19 protein-coding genes are annotated in these 23254 nt (G+C 69.8%); 7 read left to right on the top strand and 12 right to left on the bottom strand.

What is annotated here, in order from left to right; genetic code table 11:
- Nucleotides 1–26 precede the first annotated feature (26 nt).
- The 6 genes from VJ693_RS18915 (at nt 27) to VJ693_RS18940 (ending at nt 5876) form a co-directional block, all read left to right on the top strand.
- A complete protein-coding gene (locus VJ693_RS18915; RefSeq protein WP_324156700.1) occupies nt 27–1718 on the top strand; it encodes a DUF2341 domain-containing protein in 1692 nt (563 codons plus the stop codon).
- A gap of 217 nt (nt 1719–1935) precedes the next feature.
- Entirely contained in the window at nt 1936–2349 is a 414-nt protein-coding gene (locus VJ693_RS18920; protein WP_324156702.1) for a biopolymer transporter ExbD, read from the top strand.
- A 3-nt stretch (nt 2350–2352) separates the two neighbouring features.
- A complete protein-coding gene (locus VJ693_RS18925; RefSeq protein WP_324156704.1) occupies nt 2353–2754 on the top strand; it encodes a biopolymer transporter ExbD in 402 nt (133 codons plus the stop codon).
- 10 nt (nt 2755–2764) lie between these two features.
- Complete coding sequence (locus tag VJ693_RS18930; RefSeq protein WP_324156706.1) at nt 2765–3487, top strand: hypothetical protein; 723 nt, start codon at nt 2765–2767, stop codon at nt 3485–3487.
- Between the two features lie 67 nt (nt 3488–3554).
- Entirely contained in the window at nt 3555–5222 is a 1668-nt protein-coding gene (locus tag VJ693_RS18935) for a putative porin (RefSeq protein WP_324156708.1), read from the top strand.
- Nucleotides 5223–5231: 9 nt separating this feature from the next.
- Nucleotides 5232–5876 (top strand): hypothetical protein, encoded by a 645-nt coding sequence (locus VJ693_RS18940; protein ID WP_324156710.1) that lies wholly within the window; start codon nt 5232–5234, stop codon nt 5874–5876.
- A 25-nt stretch (nt 5877–5901) separates the two neighbouring features.
- Here the strand turns inward: VJ693_RS18940 and VJ693_RS18945 are convergent, their stop codons facing one another.
- Nucleotides 5902–7002, bottom strand: coding sequence for a hypothetical protein (locus VJ693_RS18945; RefSeq protein WP_324156712.1), 1101 nt, complete (start codon nt 7000–7002; stop codon nt 5902–5904).
- 11 nt (nt 7003–7013) lie between these two features.
- The gene (locus VJ693_RS18950; protein WP_324156714.1) at nt 7014–8051 is read right to left on the bottom strand and encodes a sulfotransferase family 2 domain-containing protein; all 1038 of its coding nucleotides are present in this window, start codon (nt 8049–8051) and stop codon (nt 7014–7016) included.
- A 56-nt stretch (nt 8052–8107) separates the two neighbouring features.
- On the opposite strand from VJ693_RS18950, the gene VJ693_RS18955 reads away from it, so the two are divergent.
- Nucleotides 8108–9112: a hypothetical protein gene (locus VJ693_RS18955; protein WP_324156716.1), complete on the top strand. Its 1005-nt coding sequence runs from the start codon at nt 8108–8110 to the stop codon at nt 9110–9112.
- An 18-nt stretch (nt 9113–9130) separates the two neighbouring features.
- On the opposite strand, the gene galU is transcribed toward VJ693_RS18955, so the two are convergent.
- From galU to VJ693_RS19005, 10 genes are all read right to left on the bottom strand, one after another.
- The gene (gene galU / locus VJ693_RS18960; RefSeq protein WP_324156718.1) at nt 9131–10000 is read right to left on the bottom strand and encodes a UTP--glucose-1-phosphate uridylyltransferase GalU; all 870 of its coding nucleotides are present in this window, start codon (nt 9998–10000) and stop codon (nt 9131–9133) included.
- Between the two features lie 25 nt (nt 10001–10025).
- Complete coding sequence (locus VJ693_RS18965; RefSeq protein WP_324156720.1) at nt 10026–11519, bottom strand: sulfotransferase; 1494 nt, start codon at nt 11517–11519, stop codon at nt 10026–10028.
- Nucleotides 11520–11524: 5 nt separating this feature from the next.
- Nucleotides 11525–12358, bottom strand: a complete 834-nt coding sequence (locus VJ693_RS18970) for a sulfotransferase domain-containing protein (protein ID WP_324156722.1) — start codon at nt 12356–12358, stop codon at nt 11525–11527.
- A gap of 24 nt (nt 12359–12382) precedes the next feature.
- Nucleotides 12383–13177: a hypothetical protein gene (locus VJ693_RS18975; protein WP_324156724.1), complete on the bottom strand. Its 795-nt coding sequence runs from the start codon at nt 13175–13177 to the stop codon at nt 12383–12385.
- A 40-nt stretch (nt 13178–13217) separates the two neighbouring features.
- Nucleotides 13218–15638: a glycosyltransferase gene (locus tag VJ693_RS18980; protein ID WP_324156726.1), complete on the bottom strand. Its 2421-nt coding sequence runs from the start codon at nt 15636–15638 to the stop codon at nt 13218–13220.
- A gap of 114 nt (nt 15639–15752) precedes the next feature.
- Nucleotides 15753–16025, bottom strand: coding sequence for a hypothetical protein (locus VJ693_RS18985; RefSeq protein WP_324156727.1), 273 nt, complete (start codon nt 16023–16025; stop codon nt 15753–15755).
- A gap of 69 nt (nt 16026–16094) precedes the next feature.
- The gene (locus tag VJ693_RS18990) at nt 16095–16895 is read right to left on the bottom strand and encodes a hypothetical protein (RefSeq protein WP_324156729.1); all 801 of its coding nucleotides are present in this window, start codon (nt 16893–16895) and stop codon (nt 16095–16097) included.
- The gene (locus VJ693_RS18995) at nt 16892–19411 is read right to left on the bottom strand and encodes a glycosyltransferase (RefSeq protein ID WP_324156731.1); all 2520 of its coding nucleotides are present in this window, start codon (nt 19409–19411) and stop codon (nt 16892–16894) included. Before VJ693_RS18995 ends, VJ693_RS18990 begins: the two co-directional genes overlap by 4 nt.
- A 13-nt stretch (nt 19412–19424) precedes the next feature.
- Complete coding sequence (locus VJ693_RS19000; protein WP_324156733.1) at nt 19425–22016, bottom strand: glycosyltransferase family 2 protein; 2592 nt, start codon at nt 22014–22016, stop codon at nt 19425–19427.
- The gene (locus VJ693_RS19005; RefSeq protein WP_324156759.1) at nt 22016–23251 is read right to left on the bottom strand and encodes a glycosyltransferase; all 1236 of its coding nucleotides are present in this window, start codon (nt 23249–23251) and stop codon (nt 22016–22018) included. The genes VJ693_RS19000 and VJ693_RS19005 overlap by 1 nt, the downstream gene beginning before the upstream one ends.
- Nucleotides 23252–23254: the final 3 nt, after the last annotated feature.

Raw genomic sequence — 23254 nt, forward strand, 5'->3', positions numbered from 1 at the left:
ACTCCACGCCCATCAACGAGAACGACATGCTTCGCCGACTGCTCATCACCCTGCTTGCCAGCACCGCTTTCGCCACCCCCGCCCAGGCCTGGTGGAACGAGGCCTGGACCACCCGCACCCGCGTCGTGCTGGACACCAGCGACAAGGGCCTCGCGCTGCCCGGCTCGGTCACCGACGTGGTGGTGCCGGTGCGGCTGCATTCGGGCAACTTCGACTTCGGTGCCGTCGCGCCGGACGGGGCCGACCTGCGCGTGCTCGGTGCCGACGACAAGACCGCGCTGCCCTTCGAGATCGAGCGCTTCGATGCGATCAACGAGCTGGCGCTGCTGTGGGTGCGGGTGCCGGCCGTGGCGCAAGGCAGCGACAAGAACGTGCTGCATGTCTACGCGGGCAACGAGAAGGCGCCAGTCGAGGCCAGGGCCCCTGTGTTTGCTGCCGACCATGCGACCGTGCTGCACTTCAGCGAGGCCGAGGGCCCGGCGCAGGACGCGGCCGGCGGCCCGCCCAGCAGCGGGCCTGCCGCGCGCGAGGCGAATGGCCTGCTGGGCGGCGCCTTGCGCCTGGCCGGCACGCCGCTGGCCTTTGCGCCGAATCCGAGGCTCGCGCTGGCGCCGGGCGGTGGCCTCACGGTCGCGCTCTGGTTGAGACCCGACGCGCCGGCAGAAACCTCGACGCTGGTCACGCTGGGCCCGGTGACGCTCAAGCGGACGCTCGACCAGGTCGAAGCGCGCATCGGCGACGAGAAGCTCGGCGGCGCCGCGCTGCCGGGCTCGGCCTGGTCGCACGTGGCGCTGACGGTCGGCACCGGCAAGGCGCGGCTGTACATCAACGGGCAGCCGGTGGCCGAGGCCGATGCCTTGCTGCCGGCGGCCACGCCGGCGCTGGTGATCGGCCAGGGCTACAAGGGCCTGGTCGACGAGCTGCAGATCCTGCCGGCCGCGCGCGACGCGGCCTGGGTCAAGCTCGCCGCCGCGTCGCAGGGCCTGGATGCCGCCTTCATCAAGAGCCAGAAGGAAGGCGAGGGCGGGGCGGCGGGCGAAGGCAGCGGGGGTGGCGGCTACTTCGGCATCCTGCTGAAGAACCTCACGACCGACGCCTGGGTGGTCATCGTCATCCTGTTGCTGATGTTCGTGGTCGCCGTGGCGGTGATGGTCGGCAAGGCGCGGCTGGTCTCGCAGGTGGGCCGTGCCAACGACCGATTCCTCGACCGCTTCCGGGCTGACTTGTCCGGCTCGGGGCTGGCCCAAGACACGGAGTCGTTCACCCACTCGACGCTGTACCGGCTCTATGCGATCGGCGAGGCCGAGATCGCCAAGCGGCGTGCGCAGGGCGTGCAGACCCTGTCGGGCGCATCGCTCGACGCGATCAAGGCGACGCTGGATGCCGTGCAAGTGCGGGAGAACCACGTGCTGAATGCCCGCATGGTGCTGCTGACGATCGCGATCTCGGGCGGCCCCTTCCTCGGCCTGCTGGGCACGGTGGTCGGCGTGATGATCACCTTCGCGGCGATCGCCGCCGCCGGCGACGTGAACGTCAACGCCATCGCACCCGGCATCGCCGCCGCGCTGCTCGCCACCGTGGCGGGCCTGGGCGTCGCGATCCCTGCGCTGTTTGGCTACAACTGGCTGGCCTCGCGCATCAAGACGATCTCGGCCGACATGCAGATCTTCGTCGACGAGTTCGTGACCCGAGCGGCCGAACTCCACGGCAAGACATGAGGCCCCCACGCTCCCTTCCGGTCGGCGCCTTGCAGGCCGCGCCGGGCCAGTGGCCCGGCCCCTCGCCAGGCATGAACAGTCCACTGGACTGTTCACGTCCGGGCTCGGCCCCCCGAGGGGGGGTGCGCAGCGGACCGGCCAAGCCGGATCCGCGCACGCCACTTGAAACGCGCGGCGCGGTGCCCGCGCAGCGCGCCGATGCCATGGGGTTGCGCTGATGGCAGCCGATATCCGAGGGGACAACGAGCCCTACGACGACATCAACATCACGCCGATGCTGGACCTGGCCTACGTGCTGCTGGTGACCTTCATCATCCTGACGACTGCGTCGGTGCAGGGCGTCAAGGTGAATTCGCCGCGCACCCAGGCGGCCAACCAGCTCGCCAGGCCGCAGACCCGCGCCATCACGATCACCCGCGACGGCGCGGTCTACCTCGATGCCTACCCGGTGTCGCTGGCCGAGCTCGAGCAGCGCCTGGCGAGCTACAAGGCCGCGAACCCGGCACTGCCGGTGGTGCTGAAGGCCGATGCGGCCACGCAGTACCAGAAGGTCACCGAGGTGCTCGAGGTCGCCAAGCGGCTGGACCTGACCGAGATCGGCCTCGTGACCCAGCGCGTGGCACAGGAGTAGGCGATGCACGTCCAGAACGACACCAAGCCCTACGACACCATCAACGTCACGCCGATGCTGGACCTGGCCTACGTGCTGCTGGTGGTCTTCATCCTGATGACGACCGCCTCGGTGCAAGGCCTGTCGATCACGCTGCCGAAACCGTCGAACCAGCCGAGCACCGAGCGGCACGAGCTGCTGATCGTGCAGATCGCCGCCGACGGTGCGCTGCTGCTCAACGGGGCCGCGCTGTCGCTGGACGAGATCGAGCAGCGCCTCGCGCGGGCCAAGGCCGCGGACCCCAGGCTGACGGTGGCGATCAAGGGCGACGGTCGCGCGGCCTATGCGCCGGTGGTGCAGGTCATCGACCTGTGCAACCGGCTCGCGGTCGACATGGCTCTGGTCACCTCGCGCATCGGTACATGAGGAGATCACGATGCACCACACCACCGCCCTGATCGCGCGCCGCCGGGCGCTGCGCCAGTACGAGCGCGGCCGCGTGTCGCCGCAGCTGATGCGGCAGATCGGCATCGGCGCCGGGCTGTTGCTGTTCACCGGGCTGGTCGCCTGGGGCCTGTCCCGCCTGTCCTTCGATGCGCCGGCGCCCAAGCGCCAGGTCGCGCGCATCGCGCTGATGCCCGACGCGCCGCCCCCGCCACCGCCGCCGCCGAAGGAGACGCCGAAGGAGACACCGCGCCCCGAGGCCCGCCCGCAGCCGCGCCCCGACGAGGCGCCCAAGCCGCAGGCGCCGGCCAACGAGCCGCTGAAGATGGAGGGCGCGGCTGGCAACGGGCCCAGCGCGTTCGCCGCCGGCAGCGTCAACGACGACTACCGCGGCGGTCCGGTCTCGGTGGGTGGGGGCGCCTCGGCGCCCAACGTGGCCGACCGCGCCGCCGAACGGCTGTACGCCAACACCGTGCGCCAGCTGCTGCAAGGCGAGATCGAGCGGCGGCTCGCGCCCGAGGCCGGCGAGTTGAGCGCGAACTTCGCCCTCTGGATCGGCGCCGACGGACGCATCGCCCGCTGGGAGTCCGATGCCGCTGCGCCGCCGCTGAAGACCGCCCTCGACGCCAGCGCCGAAGCGCTGCGCCTGCCCAACCCGCCTGCGCTGTCGCAGCAGCCGATGCGCTTTCGCCTGACCGTGCGCGCGGGCGCATGACCGATTCCTTGTTCACCCGGAGCCCCTCATGACACCACCGACGCCTCGCCGTCATCGCCTCGCCCCCATGGCGGCAGCACTGTGTGCCGCCATGTCCGGGCCCGCGATGGCGCAGACGCCGACGCCGGCCGCCCCACCCACCGCCGAGGCGGCCGCCCTGAACGAACTGCGTGCGACCACCCTGTCATTGATCGAGGCCCTGGTCGAGCAGGGGCTGTTGACGCGGGCCAAGGCCGACGAGTTGTTGCGCCGCGCGCGTGCCGCCGGCGACGCGGCCAGCGCCGGCGCCAACGCGCCGGTGACCGGCTGGGGGGCGCCCAAGCCCGTCGTGCGCGTGCCCTACCTCAGCGAATCGACGCGCGAGAAGATCAAGGACGAAGTGCGCAACGAGGTGCTGGCCACCGCGCGCGACGAGGGCTGGACCGACGGCCGCCGGCTGCCTTCGTGGCTGAAGTCGGTCAGCGTCGAGGGCGACGTGCGCGTGCGCGCCCAGGCCGAGATGCTGCCCGACGACAACATCGCGCCCGAGATCTTCCGGGCGCAGACCGATTCGCCCGCCTGGTCGCCGGACCTGACGAACACCCAGCACGACCGCCACCGCCTGACCTTGCGCGCCCGCGTCGGCGTCACCGCCAAGGCCAGCGACGCGCTGAGCGCCGGCGTGCGGCTGGCCACCGGCAGCACTGGTGGCAGCCCGACCTCCGAATCCGCCACGCTGGGCAATGGCAACAACCGGCTCGGCGTCGGCATCGACCGGGCCTGGCTGCGCTGGGAGCCGCGGCACGACGTTCGCATCGAAGGCGGCCGCATGGCGGTGCCGTTCGACGGCACGGACCTGCTCTGGCCTGACGACATGGGGCTCGACGGGCTTGCCGGCCGCGGTGAGTTGGACCTGGCCAGTGGCCTGTACGGCTTCGCGACGGCCGGCGCCTTCCCGCTCGAGGAGTTCGCCAACTCGTCGCGCGACAAGTGGCTGCTCGGCGGCCAGATGGGCATCGACTGGGCCTTCGGCAACGCCTGGCAGCTGCGTGCGGCGCTGGGCGTCTACCAGTTCCGCAACGTCGAGGGCGTGCGCGAGAGCGAGCTGCCGCCGACCGGTGCTCTGGCGGGCGTCGTGCCTTACCAGGCCAGCGCCTACCCGGCGGCGATCCGGCAGAAGGGCAACACGCTGATCAACCTGAACGCGCCGCTGTCGACTGCCGCGCCGGTGTGGGGCCTGGCCTCGCGCTTCCGGCCGGTCGACCTGACGCTGAGCCTGAGCTCTCGGCACTACAGCCCGTACGAGGCGACGCTGTCGCTCGACGTGGTGAAGAACACCGCCTTCGACATCGACGACATCGTGCGCCGTGCCGGGACCAGCGCCGTGGCCGACCTGCGCGACAAGACGCTGGGCTACCAGGCCAAGCTGTTGTTCGGCTCGCCCAGGCTCGTCGAGCAGGGCGACTGGCAGAGCTTCGTCGCCTTCCGCCACTTCGAGCGCGACGCCTGGGTCGATGCCTACACCGACACGACGTGGCACCTGGGCGGCACCAACTACAAGGGCTTCTCCCTCGGGGGCCAGGTCGCCTTCGACCACAAGGCCACGCTGGGCCTGCGCTACACCAGCACCCGCAACCTCGACGACGGCGTGCGCTTCCTGGCGATCCCGGGGGACGAGACCTCGATCAGCGGCAACCTGAGCAGCGCGCCGTTGAGGATCGAGGTGTTGCAGCTCGAAGCCAACCTGCGGTTCTAGGAAGCTGCCATGAAGCACCGCACTCATTGGGCCGCGCTCGTTCTCGCCCTCGCCGCTGGCGTGGCCCATGGCGCCGACGCCAACGACAGGCGCGTGGCCCAGGCCAAGGAGGCCGCGCGTCGTGCGCAGGCCGCGCTGCAGCAAGTCCAGCAGGAGCGCGACGCACTGCGCCAGCAGCAGACCAGCACCGCGGCCGAGAAGGAGGCGCTGGACCAGCGCCTGCTGCATGCGCAGGCCGACGCGCGCGCGAACCAGGCACGCGAGAAGCAGCAAGCCCAGGCGCTTGCCGCGGCGCGGGCCGAACTGGAGCGGGTGCGCGCCGACCTGGCAGCGGAGCGCGGGCGGCGCGAGAAGGCCGAAGGCCTGGTGGCCGAGGAACGGCTGCAAGGCCAGCAAGCGCTGCAGGCCCAGCGCCAGCTCACCACTTCGGTGGCCGCGCTGCTGGAAAAGAGCGTGCAGTCGTTGGCGCGGGCCGAGCAGGCGAATCGCCAGTTGCATGCCCTCGGCTTGCAGGCCGTGGACGCCTACACCCAGCGCACGCCCGAAGCGATGCGCACTCGCAGCGAGCCTTTCCTGGCGCTGGGCGCGGTGCAGTTGGAGGACGAGGCCGAGACTTTGCGCAAGGCGCTGGACGCGCACCGCGTGGCGCCCTAGGCGGAACGGGGCGTCGCCTGGCCGATCATTTCCCGCTGTTCTTCTTGAACTGCGCGGACCAGCGATGGAGCGTCTCCGGCGCGATGTCCTCGTAGCCGCCGAACGCGGTCTCGCCCCAAAGTTCGAGGGCCCCCGCGCCGAGAGACAGTGCGTAGTTGACGGTGGCTTCCCACGCGAGCCCCTTGGGCGAATGGGTTTGCAGCTCGATCGGCGGGCCCAGGCGCTTCATCTCGTCGTAGATCGGCTGGAGGAACGCCGGTGGTGGAAACTGGACCGAGTCGTTCGACAAGACGCCCCGTTCACCCAGCGTGGCGCGCCAGTCCTTCATCACCCGCAAGGTGAATCCGAGGTCGTGCCGGACCTTGCCGCCGCCCGTGGTGCGATAGGGATTGAAGGCATAGTCGATGCGGGTGGTCGGCCAGGCCGCATAGTCCTGCGCCGCATCGAGCAGGCACTTGGCGAAGTCGTCGTCGTTGAAGCCCGCCTCCTTCAGGTTCTTCAGGGATTCCGGATCCGCCGGAAAGACGAACGGCTCGCTCGTGATCGAGGAACACGAGGTGTTGGAGACGCCACGAATGAGCGACTCACCGTCATAGCGGCTCCCGAGCCGGCCTTGGAAGCGGCGCCACGCCGACCGGTAGGGGCCGCTCCAGAACCGACCGACCGTCACGCGCACGCCGCGATGACGCACCGCGACCGGCGGGCCCCCCAGCTTCTTGGCCCACTCCGGCGCCCCGGAGCCGTGCCAGATCCGCAGCCGCAACGCCAGCCGCCGGTTCGGGTGCTGGGCATTGAACTGCCTGATCTTGGCCAGGGCTGCATCCAGCGCGGCCGTGTCCAGCCGCTCGGGATCCGGCTGCAGTTGAGCCCAGGTCAGGTTGACGACCAGCCCGTCGAAGACGTCCCCGGCGGCCGCCACCTCGTCCAGGCCGAGCGCCGGGATGCCGCCATCCTGGCGATTGAAGCGGATGTCGCCCATGTACAGCAGGCCGCCCAGTGGCGGCTTGGGCGGCGGCTTGGGTGGCAGGGTCTCGGCCGCCGCCATCGACCAGCCGACGCACAGCGCCAGCCACCCTCCAAGCTCACGCCGCTGTCGTCGCGTGCGACAAGCTTCCTTGCTGGCCATCACGCGACGCCTCACGCGCTCTCGGACGGACCGTAGAGCTGGATGTCCTCCCGGTACAGCCGTTCGAGCCGGCCGCGCGCTTCGGGCGTGATCAGCCCGAGCGGCCAGGGCCCTGCTTGCGCGCGCTGCCGGGTCAGCACCATGCGGTAGGGATCCCCTTGTGCCGGAACGCTGCGCGGCATCCGGGAGGCCTGCAATTCGTGGATCCAGTGCATCTGGGCGAAATCAGTCGACGGCATGCCGAGCTTGCGCTCGAAGGCCTGCAGACTCTCGAACAGATTCTGGCGGCTGGTGTTGATGACCACGTCGGGCCGGCGCACGGCTTCCAACGGGTGCTTCTGGCGACGGTGGTGGGGATCGCAGCTGTCCAGGTCCTCGGTCTCGAGAAAGTCGATGTAGCGCTCGAACGAAAGGCCCTGGATATCCGTGTCCACGCCAAGAACGCGCCCGATCGCCTCGCGGGCGTAGCCTGTGCCCAGGGCGTGGCGGAAGCTCGAGGCTGCCCGCTCAACGGGGTCGCGCACGATGCGCAGCACGGTGACGTCGTCAGGGCCGAAGCGGTCGCGCGCGTCGAGGTAGTCGGGTCGCTGGTAGAGCTTGTCGATGCGGTACAGGTGAGGCCATTCGTTGTGCGCCCGGGCCTCGGCCGCGAGGCCGAGGGTGTGCAGGAACCAGATGACCACCGACGAACAGGCGGACTTGGCCGAGAACACGACGACGAACCGGTGTTCGGGGTGGATCAAGGGGCGCATCACCGCCTTCAGGGCTTGCTCCCAGAGGTGGCGCTCGGCGCGCATGGACCGCAGCGATGCTTCCGGCACGAAGATCAGCCGGCGCGGCGCTACCGGTTGATTGGGGGGCTGGTCGGGGAGCTCTGGCCGCGGCCGAAAGCTGCCGAGGCCCGGCACCACCAGCCGTTCGCGCTCGAATTCGCTGGCAGCGCGGCTGAGGGCCTTCAGCGTGGCCTGCACCAGCCGTTGCTGGGCCAGCGACGGGCCGGCCGCCGCCGCTGGCAGGGCCAGCGGGTCGGCCTCGCGGATGCGGCGCATCAGTTCGTCAATGTCCATGTCGCAGTTCCATCAAATGCGGTGGGCACAATCGATTCATGGCCGTCATCTACCTTCACATCGGTCTGAACAAGACCGGCACATCGTCGCTGCAGGATTTCCTGCGCATGAACGCGCAGGCCTTGGGGGACGAAGGCGTGTGCTACCCGCAGGCCGGGCGCGATGCGGCGGCGCACCACCCCTTGTCGAAGTGGCTGAAGTCGCCCAAGGGCATCGAGCTGGGCGCCGCAGCGCCGATGGTCGCGAGCCTGCTGGACGAGATCCGCGGCGCGGACAAGGTCGTGATTTCGTCGGAGGACTTCCACACCCACGGGCCGAAGAGCATCGAGCATCTGGCGCGGCTGCTGGCCGGGCATGAAGTGCATGTGGTGCTCTACGTGCGCGAGCATGTGGCCTACCTCGCCAGCTGGTATCAGCAGAACGTGCAGGCGACCCATTTGTCCTGTGCGTTCGACAGCTTCTGCTACTTCACACGCAAGCCCCTGGCCAAGATCGCCGATCAATGGGCCCGGGTCTTCGGCCGCGATCGTGTCGTGGTCGGGCTGTACGACCGGGCCCAGTTGGTCCAGGGCGACGTGGTGCAGGATTTCGCCGCCAGGATCGGCTTGGGCGGCGATCTGCAGCGTTTCAAGCGCAAGCCTTACGAGAGCAACCCCAGCGTGGCGGGCAACCTGTTGTTCATCAAGCGGCTGGTCAACAACTTCCACAGCAAGCCGGTGGCGGCGGGTTTCGTCGACGAGGTCACCGCCTTGTCCAAACTGAAGCCAGAGTTCCAGGGCGCCATGCAGGTCGACGCCGAGGTCGTTGCCTACGTGGCCGGCATGTACAAGGGCGACCGGCAAGAGCTGCTCCAGCGCTATGGCGTCAAGATCGAGGCACCGAGCGGTGCCCTCCCAGGTCGGCCGACGCCCGACTTTGCGACGCTCCAGCAGGATTGGACGCTGGTCATGGACGCGGCGCGCGAACGCGGCTTCGCCCTCGGTGGCAACGCCGAGCTGATGCAGCTGACCGACTGCCGACGGCTGGTCGCCACCGAGGCCTGAGGCCTGGGGCGTGGGCGCTCAAAGCGGCAGGCCACGCAGGTAGGCGCGGAAGCTCGCGCCCAGCTGGGGGTGAGCCAGCGCGAGTTCGACGTTGGCCTCGAGAAAGCCTTCCTTGCTGCCGCAGTCGAAGCGGCGCCCTTCGTAGCGGAAGGCGAACACCTTCTCGCGCCGCATCAGCGAGGCGATGCCGTCGGTCAGCTGCACTTCGCCGCCCACGCCACGCGGCTGGTTGGCGATCTCGCGGAACACGCCCGGCGTCAGGATGTAGCGGCCGGCCACGCCCAGGCGCGAGGGCGCGTCCTCGGGCTTCGGCTTCTCGACGATGTGGGTCAGGTCCATCATCCTCGCATCGACCGGCGTGCCGGCCACGATGCCGTAGCGCTGGGTGTCCTGGTCCGAGACTTCCTGCACCGCCAGGATCGAGGCATGCCAGTCGGCGAACTGCTCGACCATCTGCTCGAGCACCGGTGGCGAGCCGACCATCAGGTCGTCCGCCAACAGCACCGCGAAGGGCTCGTCGACGACCACGCACTGCGCGCACAGCACCGCGTGGCCCAGGCCCAGCGCCTTGGGCTGGCGGATGTAGATGCACTCCATGTCGTCGGGCTTGATCGAGTGCACGAGGGACAGCAGTTCGTGCTTGCCGGCCGCCACGAGCTCGCTTTCCAGCTCGTACGCGGTGTCGAAGTGATCGGGGATGGCGCGCTTGTTGCGGCCATTGACGAAGATCATCTGCCGGATGCCGGCGGCATAGGCCTCCTCGACCGCGTACTGGATCAGCGGCTTGTCGACGACGGGCAGCATCTCCTTCGGCTGGGCCTTGGTGGCGGGCAGGAAGCGGGTGCCCAGGCCGGCGACCGGGAAGATGGCTTTGCGGATCAGGCTCATGGCGGTGAAGTCTTTCGGGGTTCGATCAGCGCACGGCGTTCTCGTGCGGGAAGGGGGCTGCCGGAACCGGAACGCCGAGAAAGGCACAGAGCTCGGGCCAGCCCTGGCCGGCGAACACGTCGAGTTCGAGGAAACGGCCGGAGGGCTTGTCGGCAAAGAAGCGGCGCACCCGTTGGTCGTGGGCGTGCCATGCGCTCAATGCGTCCGGATGATTGAAGTACAGCGCCGCTTCGACGGCCGCGACGGGCAGCGGCAGCCTGGCGGTCAGCGTGCGCAGCTCGCCCCAGTCGCTGCTGCCGAAGTGATGACGATGATGCTTGCGCAGCGAAGGCAGCCAGCCTTCCAGGGGCCGGGTCGTGTAGATGAACTTCGCCTGCGGGAAGCTGTGGTACAGCGCCTCGAAGCAGTGGCTGATCGGCGTGTCGTTGCAGGCGTCGAAATACAGGGCCTGCTCGGCATCGAGCACCTCGAAGCTCAGCGGGTTCTGGTAGTGCGCCGAACGCAGGCCGAGCAGCGTCAGCGCTTCGGACAGGCTGGTGGTGGCGGTCTTCGACAGGCCGATGCCGAAGACCTTGGGTGCATCGAGAGCTTCGCGCAGCGGTCTGGCCAGGCGGCGCGCCATGTCGGTGCCGGCGTCGTGCAAGCCCGTGGGCAACTCCGCCGCCTCCAATGGCGCCAGCAGTGCCAGGAAACCGGCGTGGTCACCTTGTTGCAGCGCCACGCGCAGACGCAGCTCGTTGCGCAGCTGTCGGCCGGCGGCGGGCAGCGTGGCCGGGTCGATGGCGGCGAGTCTGTCGCCAGCGAGCCGGGCCAGGCGCATCGTGTCCGACCTGGCCGCCAGCTCCGGCAGCAGGCGCACGATGCCCGGGAAGGGGTCGAGCGTGGTCGCCGCGTGCAGCAGCTGCTCGGCCAGCGCCGCGGCCTCGGCCACGCGCCCGCGTCGTGTCATCAGCTTCAGGTACTGGAACTGCAGCGGGACGACGGCCAGGCAGGATTCGCGCCGGTCGTCGATCGTGCGCAGGGCCTCGGCCAGGCGCCCGGTCTTGTCGAGCAGGTTGACCAGCATCTGGCGCGCGCCGATCTCCTCCGGGTGCAGGTCGAGGGCCTGCTGCAGGCACTGCGCCGCGTCGTCGTGCAAGCCCAGGCGCAGCATCGCGCGGCCCAGCCCGACTTTCCACAAGGGGTGGTTGCGGTCGGGGAAACGCTGCAACGCCGCGTTCCAGCAGGCCATGGCCTCGGTCCAGCGTTGCTGGCGGGAGGCGAGGTGCGCGAGGCCGACCCAGCCGGCCGGCAGCCCCGGGTGCTGGTCACGCAGGGCCGTCCAGACCCGTCGCGCCGGGTCGGCCAAGCCGGCGTCGCTGAGCGCGCGTGCCAGGGCCACCGTGCCCGGCACCATGCTCTGCGGGTCGAGCGCGGGCGGTTCGCTGCAAAGCTGAAGCAGGGCGGCATGGCGTGGCTCGTCCTGCAGGACCTGCCGGACCTCGTGCCACGCTGCGGCCAGGGCGTTGTCGTCGTGCACGCCGCTCAACGCAGGCGGTAGCCGAACTGGCGGCCCACGTCCTCGAAGATCAGGTTCAGCGCTTCGATCGTGGAGCTGCGCAGCTTCTCGACATGGTCGCCGGGCGTGACCTTGCGGATGAATTCGGCCGTGTTCTCGGTGCCGGGCTTGATGTCGTTGAGCTCGACCAGCTTTTCGATGAAGCCCTTGTGCTTGGGCAGTTGCATCACGTCGAGCATGCGGCGGATCCAGGGCTCCTTGTCCTCGATCACGTCCTCGTAGCGGAACAGCTTCAGGTTGTCGTCTTCCAGCAGCGGCACGTAGCCTTCGAGCGTTCGGCGGAACGAGCGGGCATTCAGCAGCACGTAGTCGTCCACCGTCAGCTTGGCGGCCTCTTCGCGCTGCTTCAGGATCTGCTCGGCCGCGCCGCCCTCGCCCTGTTGCAGCTTGGGCAGCGAATGGGTCTTCAGCGTCGAGAAGTACTGGCTCACCAGGGCATCGCGCGGGTCGCGCACCAGCAGGATCTTGCGGCTCTCCTTGAAGACCGGGCTGGCCTGGAAGTGCGTGTAGCTGGCGCGAAAGCCGCCGAAGATGTAGCCGGGCTTGAAGACCTCCTGAACCGCCAGGTCGTCGACCCATTGGCTGGCCTTCAGGTCGCGCGAGAAGAAGCCGCCACCGATGTCGACGAAGGGCACGTTGTAGTGCTTGCCGATCGCGATGACCAGGCGGTTGAGCAGCGTCGAGCCGGACTTGCGCACGCCGAGCACGAAGGTGGTGTGCGGGTGGTCGGGGTTGACCTCGGGCAGATCGAATTCGACCTCGCGGCCGCATTGCAGGGACAGCTTGATGGGGGTGTTCATGGTGGTGGTGCTCGCTTCTCGTAGTCAGGGCGGGTAGCCGAATGCACGCATGGGTTCGGCCAACCGGGCGTTGAGCTGGGCGATGACCGCGGGCGCCAGCTTGTTGCGGTGGTCGCCCGGCAGCACGCGGCGCACGAAGGCGGTGGGGCGTTCCTCGTCCGGCAGCACGTCGGCCCACTCCAGCACCTTGCCGAGGTGGCCTGCGTCCAGGCGCCAGCCGAAGTGCGCGCCGATGCCCTCGAGCAGGGCGCGCTTGCGGGTGATCACGTCTTCGTAGCGGTACAACTTCAGCAGCGGGTCGCCCACCGAGCCGGCGTACTCCATCAGGGTGCGCCCCATGGCGGCAGCGCGCTCCAGCACGAAGGCCTCGATCGACGCCTGCAGCGCCTGGTGGCGCAGCGTGAGCATCTGATCGCGGGCGTCGCCCTCCTGGGGCAACGAGTGCGAGAAGGCGTTGGAAAAGTACTCGCTGACCAAGGCATCGCGCGGGTCGCGCACCAGCAGCACCTTCTTGCTGGCCATGAACAAGGCGTGCTTCTGCAGCCCGGCGGGAAAGTTGCGGAAGCCGCCGTAGACATTGCCGCCGCCAAGCACGCAGGACAGGGCCGGGTCCTTCTGCCAATCGTCGACCTTGATGCCGGCCTTGAACAGCTGGCCCGGGATGTCGACGAAGGGCAGCCCCTGTCTTTGCGCCAGCGCCGTGACCATGCTGTTCAGGATGGAGCTGCCCGACTTGCGCACGCCGAGCACGAAGTAGGCGGGCTGCTGGGTGTGCTCCGACAGCGTGAAGGGAATGCTCTTGTAGGTGACTTGGGTCATGGGTCGGCGGGCAGCGAGGTAACGAGAGGACTTGGCAGCGTCAGCGCACCGTGTAGTCGACCAGGCGGCTGAGCGGGTCGACGCCGACGATGCGCGACAGGCCCGAGACCGCATGCAGCCAGCGGCGCTGGATTTCCGAGTCGTGCGGGTAGGCGCTGTCCCAGGGCTTGGGCCGGTCGAGTACGTGGAGCATGCAGACCTCGCTGACCGGGGTGGCTGCGAGCTTGTGCTCGTCGTGCGGGCCGGCGAAGTAGTTGAATCGTTCGGGCAAGGGCTCGAAGGCACCGGCAAAGCCGATGTTGAGCGCGCACTGGTCCTGGAACAGCAGCTCGCTGCCGCGTTCCTCCGCCGCCTGTTCGGCCTTCAGCAGGTGCTGCACCAGGGTGGCATTGACCTGCGGGAACCACAGCACGCCGGAGTTGAAGTAGCGGCCCTCGGGCAGGCCATGCTGCGCGATGGCCTGGCGGACTTCGGGCCGGTTCACCTCGAGGCGTGCCAGCAGCAGCGTGCCGGGGTTGGCCGGGGTCTTCAGGATGCCGTCGAAGCCGTGGGTGATGACAGTGTCCGAATCGACGTACAGCAACTGGTCGAACTCGCCCGTCTCGGCGAGCCGCCGCGCCATGTAGATGCGGTAGTAGGCCGCGGCCGCCAGCTGGTGCCCGCCGGTGAACAGGCCATAGGTGGCGGCCAGGCGGGACTTGTCCGGGATCAGCGCAGAGGTCGGTTGCGCGACGATGCGCACACCGTGGTGTGCAGCGAGCCTGTCGATGCTCGGCTGCACGCTTTCGATCAATTCGTCGTCGATCACGAGGTAGAAGCTGGCGTCGCGAAAGCCGTGGTTGTGCTCCAGCAGCGAGCCGAGGCTGACCAGCGCGGGCAGCACATAAGCCTTGTCCGCACAGAAGAAGACCGCACGGCGCTGGCGCGCCCCGGCTGGCAGCCAGGCTTCGAGCGCGGCTTGCCGCATGGGAGCCAGCATGCCCAGCTTGAACTCCAGCAGCGGCGATAGCTCCAGGCGGATGGCGGCCGCCATGTCGAGCGCGGCCTGGGTGTCGACCGCGTCGCCGACCACCCAGTCCTGGTAGAGCGCCGAGGCCAGGTAGTGGATCGACGGCGGCAGCCGGCCCGGCCGGGCCGCCAGCGCGGCGAGGATGCGCTGCTGCCCCTGCACGCGGCGCGCGGTGCGGATGATCAGCTGGGCATGATCGTTGCGCAATTCATCCTGGCTGGCGAGCAGGGCCTCCAGCATGTCGAGCGCCTGCTCCCACTGCCCGAGCTCGGCGTGGTAGCGCGCCACGGCAGCTTGCTGCATCGCGTCCAGCTGGGCCACATCGAGCGATGCCAGCAGTTCCCCGGCGCGGTCGAGCTCGCTGGTGAAGCAGGCGACCTCGAACAGCTTGAAACCGAAGCCTTGGCGCTGGCGTTCGTCGGCGGCGCAGTCCAGGCCACGGCGGCTGAAGTCGGCGGCGGTGCCGAACTGGCGGCGTGCGACTTCCAGGTTGGCCAGGCACATCAGCAGGTCGGGGTCGTTCGGGAATCGACCCTCCAGCGCGGCGTAGAGCGTGGCCCGCTCGTCGGGCAGGCGGTCACCGGCCTGGTAGAGAAACTCGATGAAATGCCAGCGGTTGGCAAAGCCGGAGCTGCAGGCCAGCGCGACGTCGGGCCGCAGTTGCGGGAAGCGGGCCGCCACGCTGACCTCGAGCAAGGCCATCTCCGGCGCCGCCAGCCTGGATCGCCAGGTGGCCAGCAGGCGCTCGGCAGCACCCAGCCGGTTGGCTCGGCGCAGGTGGTCCATGACCGCCATCGCCGCCACGGGGTTGTCGGGCAGCAGCTCGCTCGCGGCCAGCGCATGGCGCTCGACCTGGTCGGCATCGTTGCGCGCGGCGTGGTAGCGCGCCACGGCCAGGTGGCCCCAGGCGTCGCCGGGCCAGCCCAAGGCACCCAGCAGCCGCCCGGCGGCGTCGAGTTCACCGGTATCGACGACCCCTTCGAAGGCGCGCAGCACCGTGAGGTAGCGCTTGCTGCCGAGTTCGGTCAGCCGCCGGTACTGCGCAGCGACCAGGCCACGCTGGCCGCGCTCGAACTCGCGGTCGAGGATGCGTTCGCAGGCGTCCTGCTGCGCATTGTTCAGGGGCTTCTCGTGGGCAGCCAGGAAATCGCGCAGTGCCGGCAGCGCGAGTGCACCCTGGCCTGCCATGGCGTGGGCGCGCGCCAGTTCGTACGCGGCCCAGTGCTGCTGCGGCGACAGGCGGCGGCAGGCTTCGAGGTGGGTCACGGCCTCGTCGAGCCGGCCCAGGTCGACGCAGGCGCGGCCGGCCACGAAGCGCAGGTAGCCGTGATCACCGTGCTCACGCAGGATCTCCAGCGCGGCGGGCAGCAACTCCACGGCCGACTTCTTCAGGGACACCGCGGTCATCAGCTTGCTGATCGGGTCGGGGCTGAGTTCTTGGGTCGCAGACATGGTGCCGGTTCTGGCGAGGAAGGTGCAAGACACCACCCCGGCGGCCGTCGAGGCCACCCGGGCGATCCGGTGGAGCCCCGCCCGTGGCGAGGCGTTGGGCTCAAGTCGGCACGATCAGGAGGCTTCGGCGGTCTGCCGTTCCTTCGCGGGCAGGAAGACCGTGCGGCGGGTCACGCGCTTCTGGCCGTTCTGCTCGGTCTCGACGTCCTTGGTCTTGAAGCGGCCCAGCGACGGCACGGCCACCACGTCGGTGCCCGCTTCGTCGATGGCCTCGCGCACGGCGCCGAAGCCGGCGCGCAGGACGGTTGCCACCGCGCTGTTCGACAGGCTGCCCAACGCATCGGGCTCGGATTCGCGGATCTGGTTGACGAGTTCGGAGAGTTTCATGGTGGTGGCTGCTGAGTGGAAGGCTGAGGGAGCGGAAACGGTTTGTCTTCGCAGGCGAAGCGCAGAAGCTTAGGTGGGGGTTTTGACAGCGTGTTGGCGGCAAGCTCCTTCGCAGATGGTGCTGATGGCACACGCGCTGTCATAGAGCGCAAGGTCGGCCGCATTGGCGGCCAGCAGCGCGTCATGGCGCTCGGCGCCGAGGCTGTCTCGCATCAGTGCAAGGCGATCGTCCAGGCCGACACGCGGGTCTCGGCTGCTGTTGGCCGCGACATCGGCGCTTCGAAAGTCGGGGTAGTGCTCGCGCACCAGGTCGGCCAGGCGCTGCATCGAGGCGTCGAAGCGCTCGACGATTCCGACGAAGGGCAGAGCGGTCAGGGCCCGCTGCGCGCGTTCGAGCTCGCTGCCCTCGCTGGCCGGGAACATGCGACTCAGGCGGCCGACATGAAAATCCCGGCACTGGCGGTCGTGCCCCATGGCCAGGCGCACATCGATGTAGCCGGCCAGCGTGGTGTGGCGAGCCAGCACCGCACCGAAACCGTTGCCGCCCTGGCGGCGCTCGAAGGCATAGGCCGAGGCGATGCGGTCCAGCGGGTGGCGCAGCAGCACGATGGGGAGCAGGCGCACGCCGGGCAGCCTCGGTGGCGGCAACTCGGCGGTGTGCGAGGAGAAGGCGACGGCCTGGGGCTGGGAGACGAGCCAGTCCGCCACGTCCTGCCGGTGCAGCGCGGGGCTGCCGCGCGGCTCGAATTCCCGCGCCAGCCAGCGCTCGCCGAAGTTCAGCTGCAGCACCTGGTCGACCGAGGTGCCCGCGTTCTTGAACAGGTGGTAGTGGAACAGCACCACCCGCTCGGGGGCCTCGGGCGCGGTCATGCGCACAGCTCCAGCGCGGCACCGATGCCGCGGTCGACCACCGCGGCCGAGAAGTGGGTGTCGATCATGCTCAGGCCGATGGCCGCCAGGCGTTCGGCATGCGGGCGATCCCGGTGCAGGTGCACGATCGTGTCGGCCAGCGCGAATGGCTGCTCGGCCACCAGGGCCGTCAGCGCCGCAGGCAGTGGCACGCCCTCGGCCGCCATGGGCGTCATCAGGCAGGGCAGGCCGGCAGCGAAGGCTTCAAGCACCTTGCCCTTGACACCCGCGCCATAACGCAGTGGCGCGATCGACAACAGGCACTGCTCGTAGATGTCCTGCGTGTCCGGCACATAGCCCACCGTGCGCACGCAGCCCGACGCAAGGCGCTTGAGCTCGTCGGGCATGTGGCTGCCGACCAGCATCAGCGGCAGGTCGGGCAACTGCGCCCAGACCAGCGGCATGATCGCCTCGACCAGCCAGCGCGCCGCATCGACGTTGGGCTTGTGCCGGTAGCCGCCGACAAAGACCACGCCCTGGCGACGATCGGCCGGCGTGGCCACCGGGCGCAGTGCATACGTCCACGGCACGACGTGCACCTTGGCCTGCAGCGCCGGGTCGTCCAGCACCTCCTTCTCGACCACCGAATGGACGATGGTCGCGTCGGCGGCGGCGATGGCAGCCAGCTCCTCCAGGCGGATCATCGCGGCCTGTCGCGCCAGCGCGGCGTCGCGGGTCAGCTCGGCCTCGCGCGCCAGGCGCAGGTGGTGCAGGTCGGCCACGTTGTAGACCACGCGTGCCGTGGGCTGATGGCGCCGGACCAGGCCCACGTACTTGGAGCCGTTGGCGAAGCGGTGCAGGTAGACCACGTCGATCGGCACCTCGCACTTGCGGAAGTACTCCTCCACGCTCCAGTAGAACGGGTGGTAGATGCACTCGACGCCGAGCGCCTGCAGCGCCTCGGTGTAGGGGCTCGAGCGGGCCAGGTTGTCCGACGGGATGAAGGTGACCTTGTAGCCGAGCCGGATCAGCGACCGGATGTGCTGCACCGCGGCGTTCGAGCCGGCGTCCAGGTCCGGCGTGGGCGTGGTCTCGTCGATGAACACGGCGCGCTTGTTCACGCTGCGCTCGCACTCGAGGTGGGGCTGTTCGGCATTGAACCGGTGCGCGCTGAGCACCCCCTTCCAGCGCTGGAAGAACTTGCGGTGGTTGACCGCCTGGAAGCGCTTCATGCCGCTGCCGGTGACGCTGGTGCCCGAGGTCTGCCCTTCCAGGTGAACGACCACCGACAGCGGCTGCACGACGACGCGCCAGCCGGCCTGGCGTACGCGGAAGCACAGGTCGGTGTCTTCGTAGTACGCGGGGGCGAAGTGCAGGTCGAAGCCGCCGAGCTGGCGGAACAGCGCCGCCGGAATCATCAAGGCGGCGCCGGACACGTAGTCGGCATCGCGCAGGTGGCAGAAGCGCGGCTCGTCGGGGTTGGCGTGCCGGCCCCAGTTCCAGCCGTCGCCCAGCCGCCAGACGATGCCGCCGGCCTCCTGCAAGCTGCCGTCGGCGAACAGCAGCTTGGCGCCGGCGACGCCGATTCGCTCGCTGCGCTCGAAGGTCCGGACCAGCTCGTCGAGCCAGCCCGGGCGAAGCAAGGTGTCGTTGTTGAGGAAGAACAGGAACTCGCCGCGGGCGGCCTCGGCGCCGCGGTTGCATGACTTGACGAAGCCGAGGTTGCTGTCGTGGCGGATCACCCGCACCGTGCCGCCGAAGACCAGTGGCGCGAGCAGTGTCTCGTCGGTCGAGCAGTCGTCGACGACGATGACCTCGAAGCTGGCCTCGGGCAGGTGTTGCGCGATCGAGCGGATGCAGTCGTAGGTCAGCGCGAACTTGCCGTACACGGGGATGATGACCGACACCCGGGGCTGCTCCGAGGTCGGCAGGGCCAGCGGCGGGTAGGCCTCGGCCATCGCGCGGCCGGCGCCTTGCACCCACTGCGCGGGCGCGATGCCGTCCGCCAGCCCGGCCAACCGTTCGAGTGCCTCGTCGCCGGGTGCTCCCGCCAGGGCCAGGCGGCGCTGCAGCAGGCCGCCGATCAGTTCGCTGACGAAGGCCAGCGCGGCGTCCAGGTCCTCGGCTTGCCGCGCCGCCTGCGCCTCGGCGTGGAACAGGCGCGTCACGTGGTGGCGCGCCGCGGCGTCGAGGGTGCTGACATCGCGCTCCAGCGTGCGCGGCGAGTTGACCAGGTCCACGCCGTCGGGCAGGCGCCGCACGCGCAGGCGATGGCGGGCGTGGGGCAGCACGGTGGGGCCGAAGTCGAAGGCGAAGCCGTGGCGGCCGTCGCCCATGCCGAGCGCGGCCAGGTCCGGCCGGGGGCGGTCGGCGCGCACGACGGCCAGCTGCTCGTCGCCGTCCAGCAGTTCCACCTCGACCGGCATGTCCGGGTGGTCGGGGTTCCAGGCCCAACCGCTGACGTGGCCGAAGTTCAGTGCATCGACCGTGCCGATGCCATACGCGGCGGCCAGCTCGTGGAAAGGGGTGGCGCTCATTGGCGATGGGGTGTCAGTTGAGCGACTTCTCGCCGTGCACCCAGCCGCTGATGGCCGGGTGGCGGAAGGGGTCTGCGGCGAAGGCGGCGGGGTGCTTTTGCAGCAGCTGCTCGCGCTCATGGTCGGCGCGCTGCTGCTTGGCCAGGTTCATGAAGTCGAAGCCACGCGACTTGGATTCGTAGTGCACCAGGCTCAGGGCCGGTGCGTACAAGACCTTCAGGCCGGCCTGGGTGACACGCAGGCACCAGTCCACGTCGTTGAAGGTCACGCCCAGGCGCTCGTCGTCGAAGCCGCCGACCGATGCGAACACGTCGCGGCGGCAGGCCAGGAAGGCGCCGGTCACGCCGCTGACCTGTCGGGTCAGCTGCGAATCGAACAGGGCTTGCGGGTCATCCGGCTGGCGCTCGACGGCCTCGTGGCCGACAAAGCCCTCGAAGCCGAAGACGATGCCGGCATGCTGAATGCTCAGGTCCTCGTACAGCAGCCGCGCGCCGACCGCACCGACATCGGGCCGCTCCAGCAGGCCGCGCAACGCGTGGTCCCAGCCGCGGGTCAGCATGCAGGTGTCGTTGTTCAGGAACAGCAGCCGGTCGCCGTGCGCCGCTTCCGCCAGGCGGTTGTTGAGCCGGCTCCAGTTGAAGGGTTCGTCGATGCGCAGCACCCGCAGTCGCCCGCCGGCCTGCGCCTCGGCCAGGTAACTCAGCGTCGAGGCGTCGGTGCTGCCGTTGTCGGCGATCACGATGTCCAGCGCTTGAGCCTGCGCCGCGAGGGCGCGCAGGCTGTCGACGCATTGCCGCACCAACTCGCCATGATCGCGGGTGGGGATCAGCACGCTGAGCACCGCCTCGGGCGCGCGGGGTTGCCAGTGCACCACGGGCTTGGGCAGGCCCCCGGCGATCGCGTCGGGCTGGCGCTGCCAGGCGCGGCCTTGCCATGCCGTGGGCAGCAGCGGCTGCAGCGCCGCAGGCTCGATGCGCGCCACCAGCCGGCTGGCCCCCAGCGGCTCGTCTGCCGCGGTCTGCTCGCTGCGGGTCAGCAGGAAATGGGGCACATGGCTCAGGCGGCCCAGTCCATGCAGCGCCCAGACCAGGCGTTCGCGCTCGTCGCGGGCGAGCGGGTGGATCCCGTCCCGGGGATGCCGAGCCAGCGCGGCCAGTGCGTCGGCGACGGCTGCTGCCCGCGCGGCGAAACTGGTCCCGACGACGTTCAGCTCCAACATTGCGTCGGCGTCGAACGCGCTGCGCAGGATCGGGTCGACGTGCCGTGCCTGCCGCTGCGGCAAGGCCTTGCCGCGATGTTCGACACGGTCCTCATCCCAATAGACCAGGCAGGGCGCCGGCACCTGGGCCGCTGCCTGGGCCAGCCAGGCCAGGGCATGCGCGTCCAGCAGTTCGCCGGCCTGCAGCAGCAGCAGCCACGCATCGGGCTTCGAGGCCAGCGCCAGGGTGAGCGGCCCTGCCTCCTCGAGACTGGGCAGCACGGTGATGCGCGGGTCGGCAGCCGCCAGCGCGCTGGCAGCCTCGCGCACGGCCGGGTCGCCGCCAACGACGCACGCCTGCCAATGCGGCCTTGCGTGCTGCTCCCGCAAGCGTTCGATGCTGAGCCGCACGGCCTGCGGCCCGGCGCCTTCAGCGTCGATCAGCACGGTGGTGTGCAGAGGTGGGCCGTCGGCCGCTGAGACGGCCATCCAGGGTGGCGGCGGCACGCGGCGCACGCGACGGTACAGGTCGAAGTGCGCCAGGGGGAAGGCGGCGTAACCCAGGGCCTGGGGCACCATGCCGGCCAAGGCGTCCAGTCGCTGCTTGATCTCGTCGAACTCCTTGGCCAGCAACTGGGCCACGGTGAGCTGATCGACGCAGGAATTCGCATAGCGGTAGGGGGCACCGATCAGGGCACCGGTCGATGCGTCGTGCAGCCTCAGCTCGATGGACTCGCCGGGTGTGAAGCGGGCCGGGTGCCAGCGGGCCCGAAAACCGACCAGCCCGTGGCCGCCCAGGCGCTGGTGGATGTCCGGCCGAAAGCTCACGGCGAGCGCGCTGGCCACCACCTGGTCGCCGCGCCGCACTTCGAGCTGCAAGCGCGTCTGCCGCCCGCTCAGGTCGAGCGCCCAGCCGCTGATGAAGTCACGGTTGGCGAACTCGATCTTGCCGTCGAATCGGTGAGGGCCGGCCCGGCGCAGCGCGGCAAGCTCGACCAACGCCTGGGTGAACAGGCTGCCGTGCGCGGCCAGCAGCCAGCGCGCGACCTGGGGGTGGCCGTACAGCCGGCTGAGCACGGCGGCTGTCGTGCCGCGCAGAGCGGGGTCGCCTTGCGACTCACCGCCGCCCGGAAGGTGGGCATCGAGCCAGTCGGCCAGGCCGTTCAGGACGGTGTCGTCGAACGCCTGGTGCGGCAAGGGCCGTTGCTGCACCAGGGCATGCAGCACGCACTGGTTGATCTCGTCGCTGGCCGCCATCTCGCCCGCCAGTTCGTGCAGCGGGCGCGGCTGGGCACCGGCCAGCACGCCGGGTTCGGCGGCGCGGCCGAGGAACAGGCGGTACAGCTGGGCGAGGTCGTCCGCCGACGCCAGGCCGGCCAGGCCATCGCCGACCAGCGGCTCGCCCATCATGCCGCCACCAGTTGGGGGCCGTGGGGCCCGATTCGGCCGCCCGCGCCATGGCCGCTCGACAGGCCTTTGCCCAGGCCGTCCAGGAGCTGCGAGTACATGGCGGCAGACTGCTCGACCGAACAGTGCACGCGCATGTGCCTCCTGGCTGCCTGGCCGAGGCGGGCGCGCCAATCGGGGTAGAGCATCAGGCCTTCGAGCGCGGCAGCCAGGGCGGTCGGTTCACCAAGCTCGAGGGGGACCTTCAGCACGACGTCGTCTGGCAACTCGGCAAGGGGGCCGAAGTTGTGGACGATGGCCGGCAGGCCCAGGGCCAACGCGCGCGCCAGCGTGCCCGAGCTCTCTCCGACCGTCGGGTAACGCAGGTTGACCAGCACGTCCGCCGCGACGATGTGATGAAAGAACGCCGTCTCGTCAAGATAGCCCGTTACGCGAACGCACTCCTCCAGGCCGTGACGGCGTATGTGCGCGTCGATGTCGAAGCCGGGATTGCGCTGCCCGCCGATCACGAACACGAAGCGCGCTCCCCGTCGACGCAGCATGGCCAGCGCCGCCAGCGTCGCCTGGATCTGCTTGGGAGGCGTGATGTAGCCCAGCGACAGCACGACGAACGTGTCCTGCCGCAGGCCGAGCGACTCGCGGGCCTGCGCAGGCGTCAGTGCATCGAACTCGGTCGCCTGGGGCGCGAAGTGGTGCGGCACGACGAGCGTGCGCCCGTGCACTTCGGCGGGAAGGCGATCGTGCACCCACTGGCTGTGCACGATCAGCCCGCTGGCGCGGTGCAGCAGGTGCGTGTTCAGCGGCAGTGCCAGCTTCTGGGATTCCGAGAACAGACCGATCTGGCGCATGTCGGCCAGGGTGCCCCCCGCATCGCCGTACTCTTCGCACAGCACGTCGCGGTAGCCCTCGGCGTCCCCGGCGGCCAACGTAGCATCTTCGACCAGATAGTGCAGGTTGAAGTCGTGCTGCACCAGCACGCCGGGCCGGCGCTTGAAGGCCCGGTAGGCAAACACGTGGTCGGCGTTGTTGCCGATCTGGTAGACGTGGGGCAGTGCCGCGAGCGAGCTGTCGCGCTCGTAATCTTCCAGGGTGATCACCTGGCAGTTGCCGCCGGGCGGGGCCTGCGGTGCCCGCTCGCAGACCACCAGCACCGGTCGAATGGCGCTCAGCGCGGGCAGCAACTCGCAGGCGTAGTCGGCGATCCCGGACTTCGCAGGTGGCAGCGGCGAGAACATCAC

The organism is Ideonella sp. (assembly GCF_035254525.1).
In the GTDB taxonomy this organism is placed as follows: Bacteria; Pseudomonadota; Gammaproteobacteria; order Burkholderiales; family Burkholderiaceae_C; genus Ideonella.

Bases quoted from the DNA above. Each gene is read 5' to 3' on its own strand.
- VJ693_RS18915 (WP_324156700.1), top strand. From the start codon at position 27: ATGCTTCGCCGACTGCTCATCACCCTGCTTGCCAGCACCGCTTTCGCC.
- VJ693_RS18920 (WP_324156702.1), top strand. From the start codon at position 1,936: ATGGCAGCCGATATCCGAGGGGACAACGAGCCCTACGACGACATCAAC.
- VJ693_RS18925 (WP_324156704.1), top strand. From the start codon at position 2,353: ATGCACGTCCAGAACGACACCAAGCCCTACGACACCATCAACGTCACG.
- VJ693_RS18930 (WP_324156706.1), top strand. From the start codon at position 2,765: ATGCACCACACCACCGCCCTGATCGCGCGCCGCCGGGCGCTGCGCCAG.
- VJ693_RS18935 (WP_324156708.1), top strand. From the start codon at position 3,555: ATGGCGGCAGCACTGTGTGCCGCCATGTCCGGGCCCGCGATGGCGCAG.
- VJ693_RS18940 (WP_324156710.1), top strand. From the start codon at position 5,232: ATGAAGCACCGCACTCATTGGGCCGCGCTCGTTCTCGCCCTCGCCGCT.
- VJ693_RS18945 (WP_324156712.1), bottom strand. From the start codon at position 7,002: ATGGCCAGCAAGGAAGCTTGTCGCACGCGACGACAGCGGCGTGAGCTT.
- VJ693_RS18950 (WP_324156714.1), bottom strand. From the start codon at position 8,051: ATGCGCCGCATCCGCGAGGCCGACCCGCTGGCCCTGCCAGCGGCGGCG.
- VJ693_RS18955 (WP_324156716.1), top strand. From the start codon at position 8,108: ATGGCCGTCATCTACCTTCACATCGGTCTGAACAAGACCGGCACATCG.
- galU (WP_324156718.1), bottom strand. From the start codon at position 10,000: ATGAGCCTGATCCGCAAAGCCATCTTCCCGGTCGCCGGCCTGGGCACC.
- VJ693_RS18970 (WP_324156722.1), bottom strand. From the start codon at position 12,358: ATGAACACCCCCATCAAGCTGTCCCTGCAATGCGGCCGCGAGGTCGAA.
- VJ693_RS18975 (WP_324156724.1), bottom strand. From the start codon at position 13,177: ATGACCCAAGTCACCTACAAGAGCATTCCCTTCACGCTGTCGGAGCAC.
- VJ693_RS18980 (WP_324156726.1), bottom strand. From the start codon at position 15,638: ATGTCTGCGACCCAAGAACTCAGCCCCGACCCGATCAGCAAGCTGATG.
- VJ693_RS18985 (WP_324156727.1), bottom strand. From the start codon at position 16,025: ATGAAACTCTCCGAACTCGTCAACCAGATCCGCGAATCCGAGCCCGAT.
- VJ693_RS18990 (WP_324156729.1), bottom strand. From the start codon at position 16,895: ATGACCGCGCCCGAGGCCCCCGAGCGGGTGGTGCTGTTCCACTACCAC.
- VJ693_RS18995 (WP_324156731.1), bottom strand. From the start codon at position 19,411: ATGAGCGCCACCCCTTTCCACGAGCTGGCCGCCGCGTATGGCATCGGC.
- VJ693_RS19000 (WP_324156733.1), bottom strand. From the start codon at position 22,016: ATGGGCGAGCCGCTGGTCGGCGATGGCCTGGCCGGCCTGGCGTCGGCG.
- VJ693_RS19005 (WP_324156759.1), bottom strand. From the start codon at position 23,251: ATGTTCTCGCCGCTGCCACCTGCGAAGTCCGGGATCGCCGACTACGCC.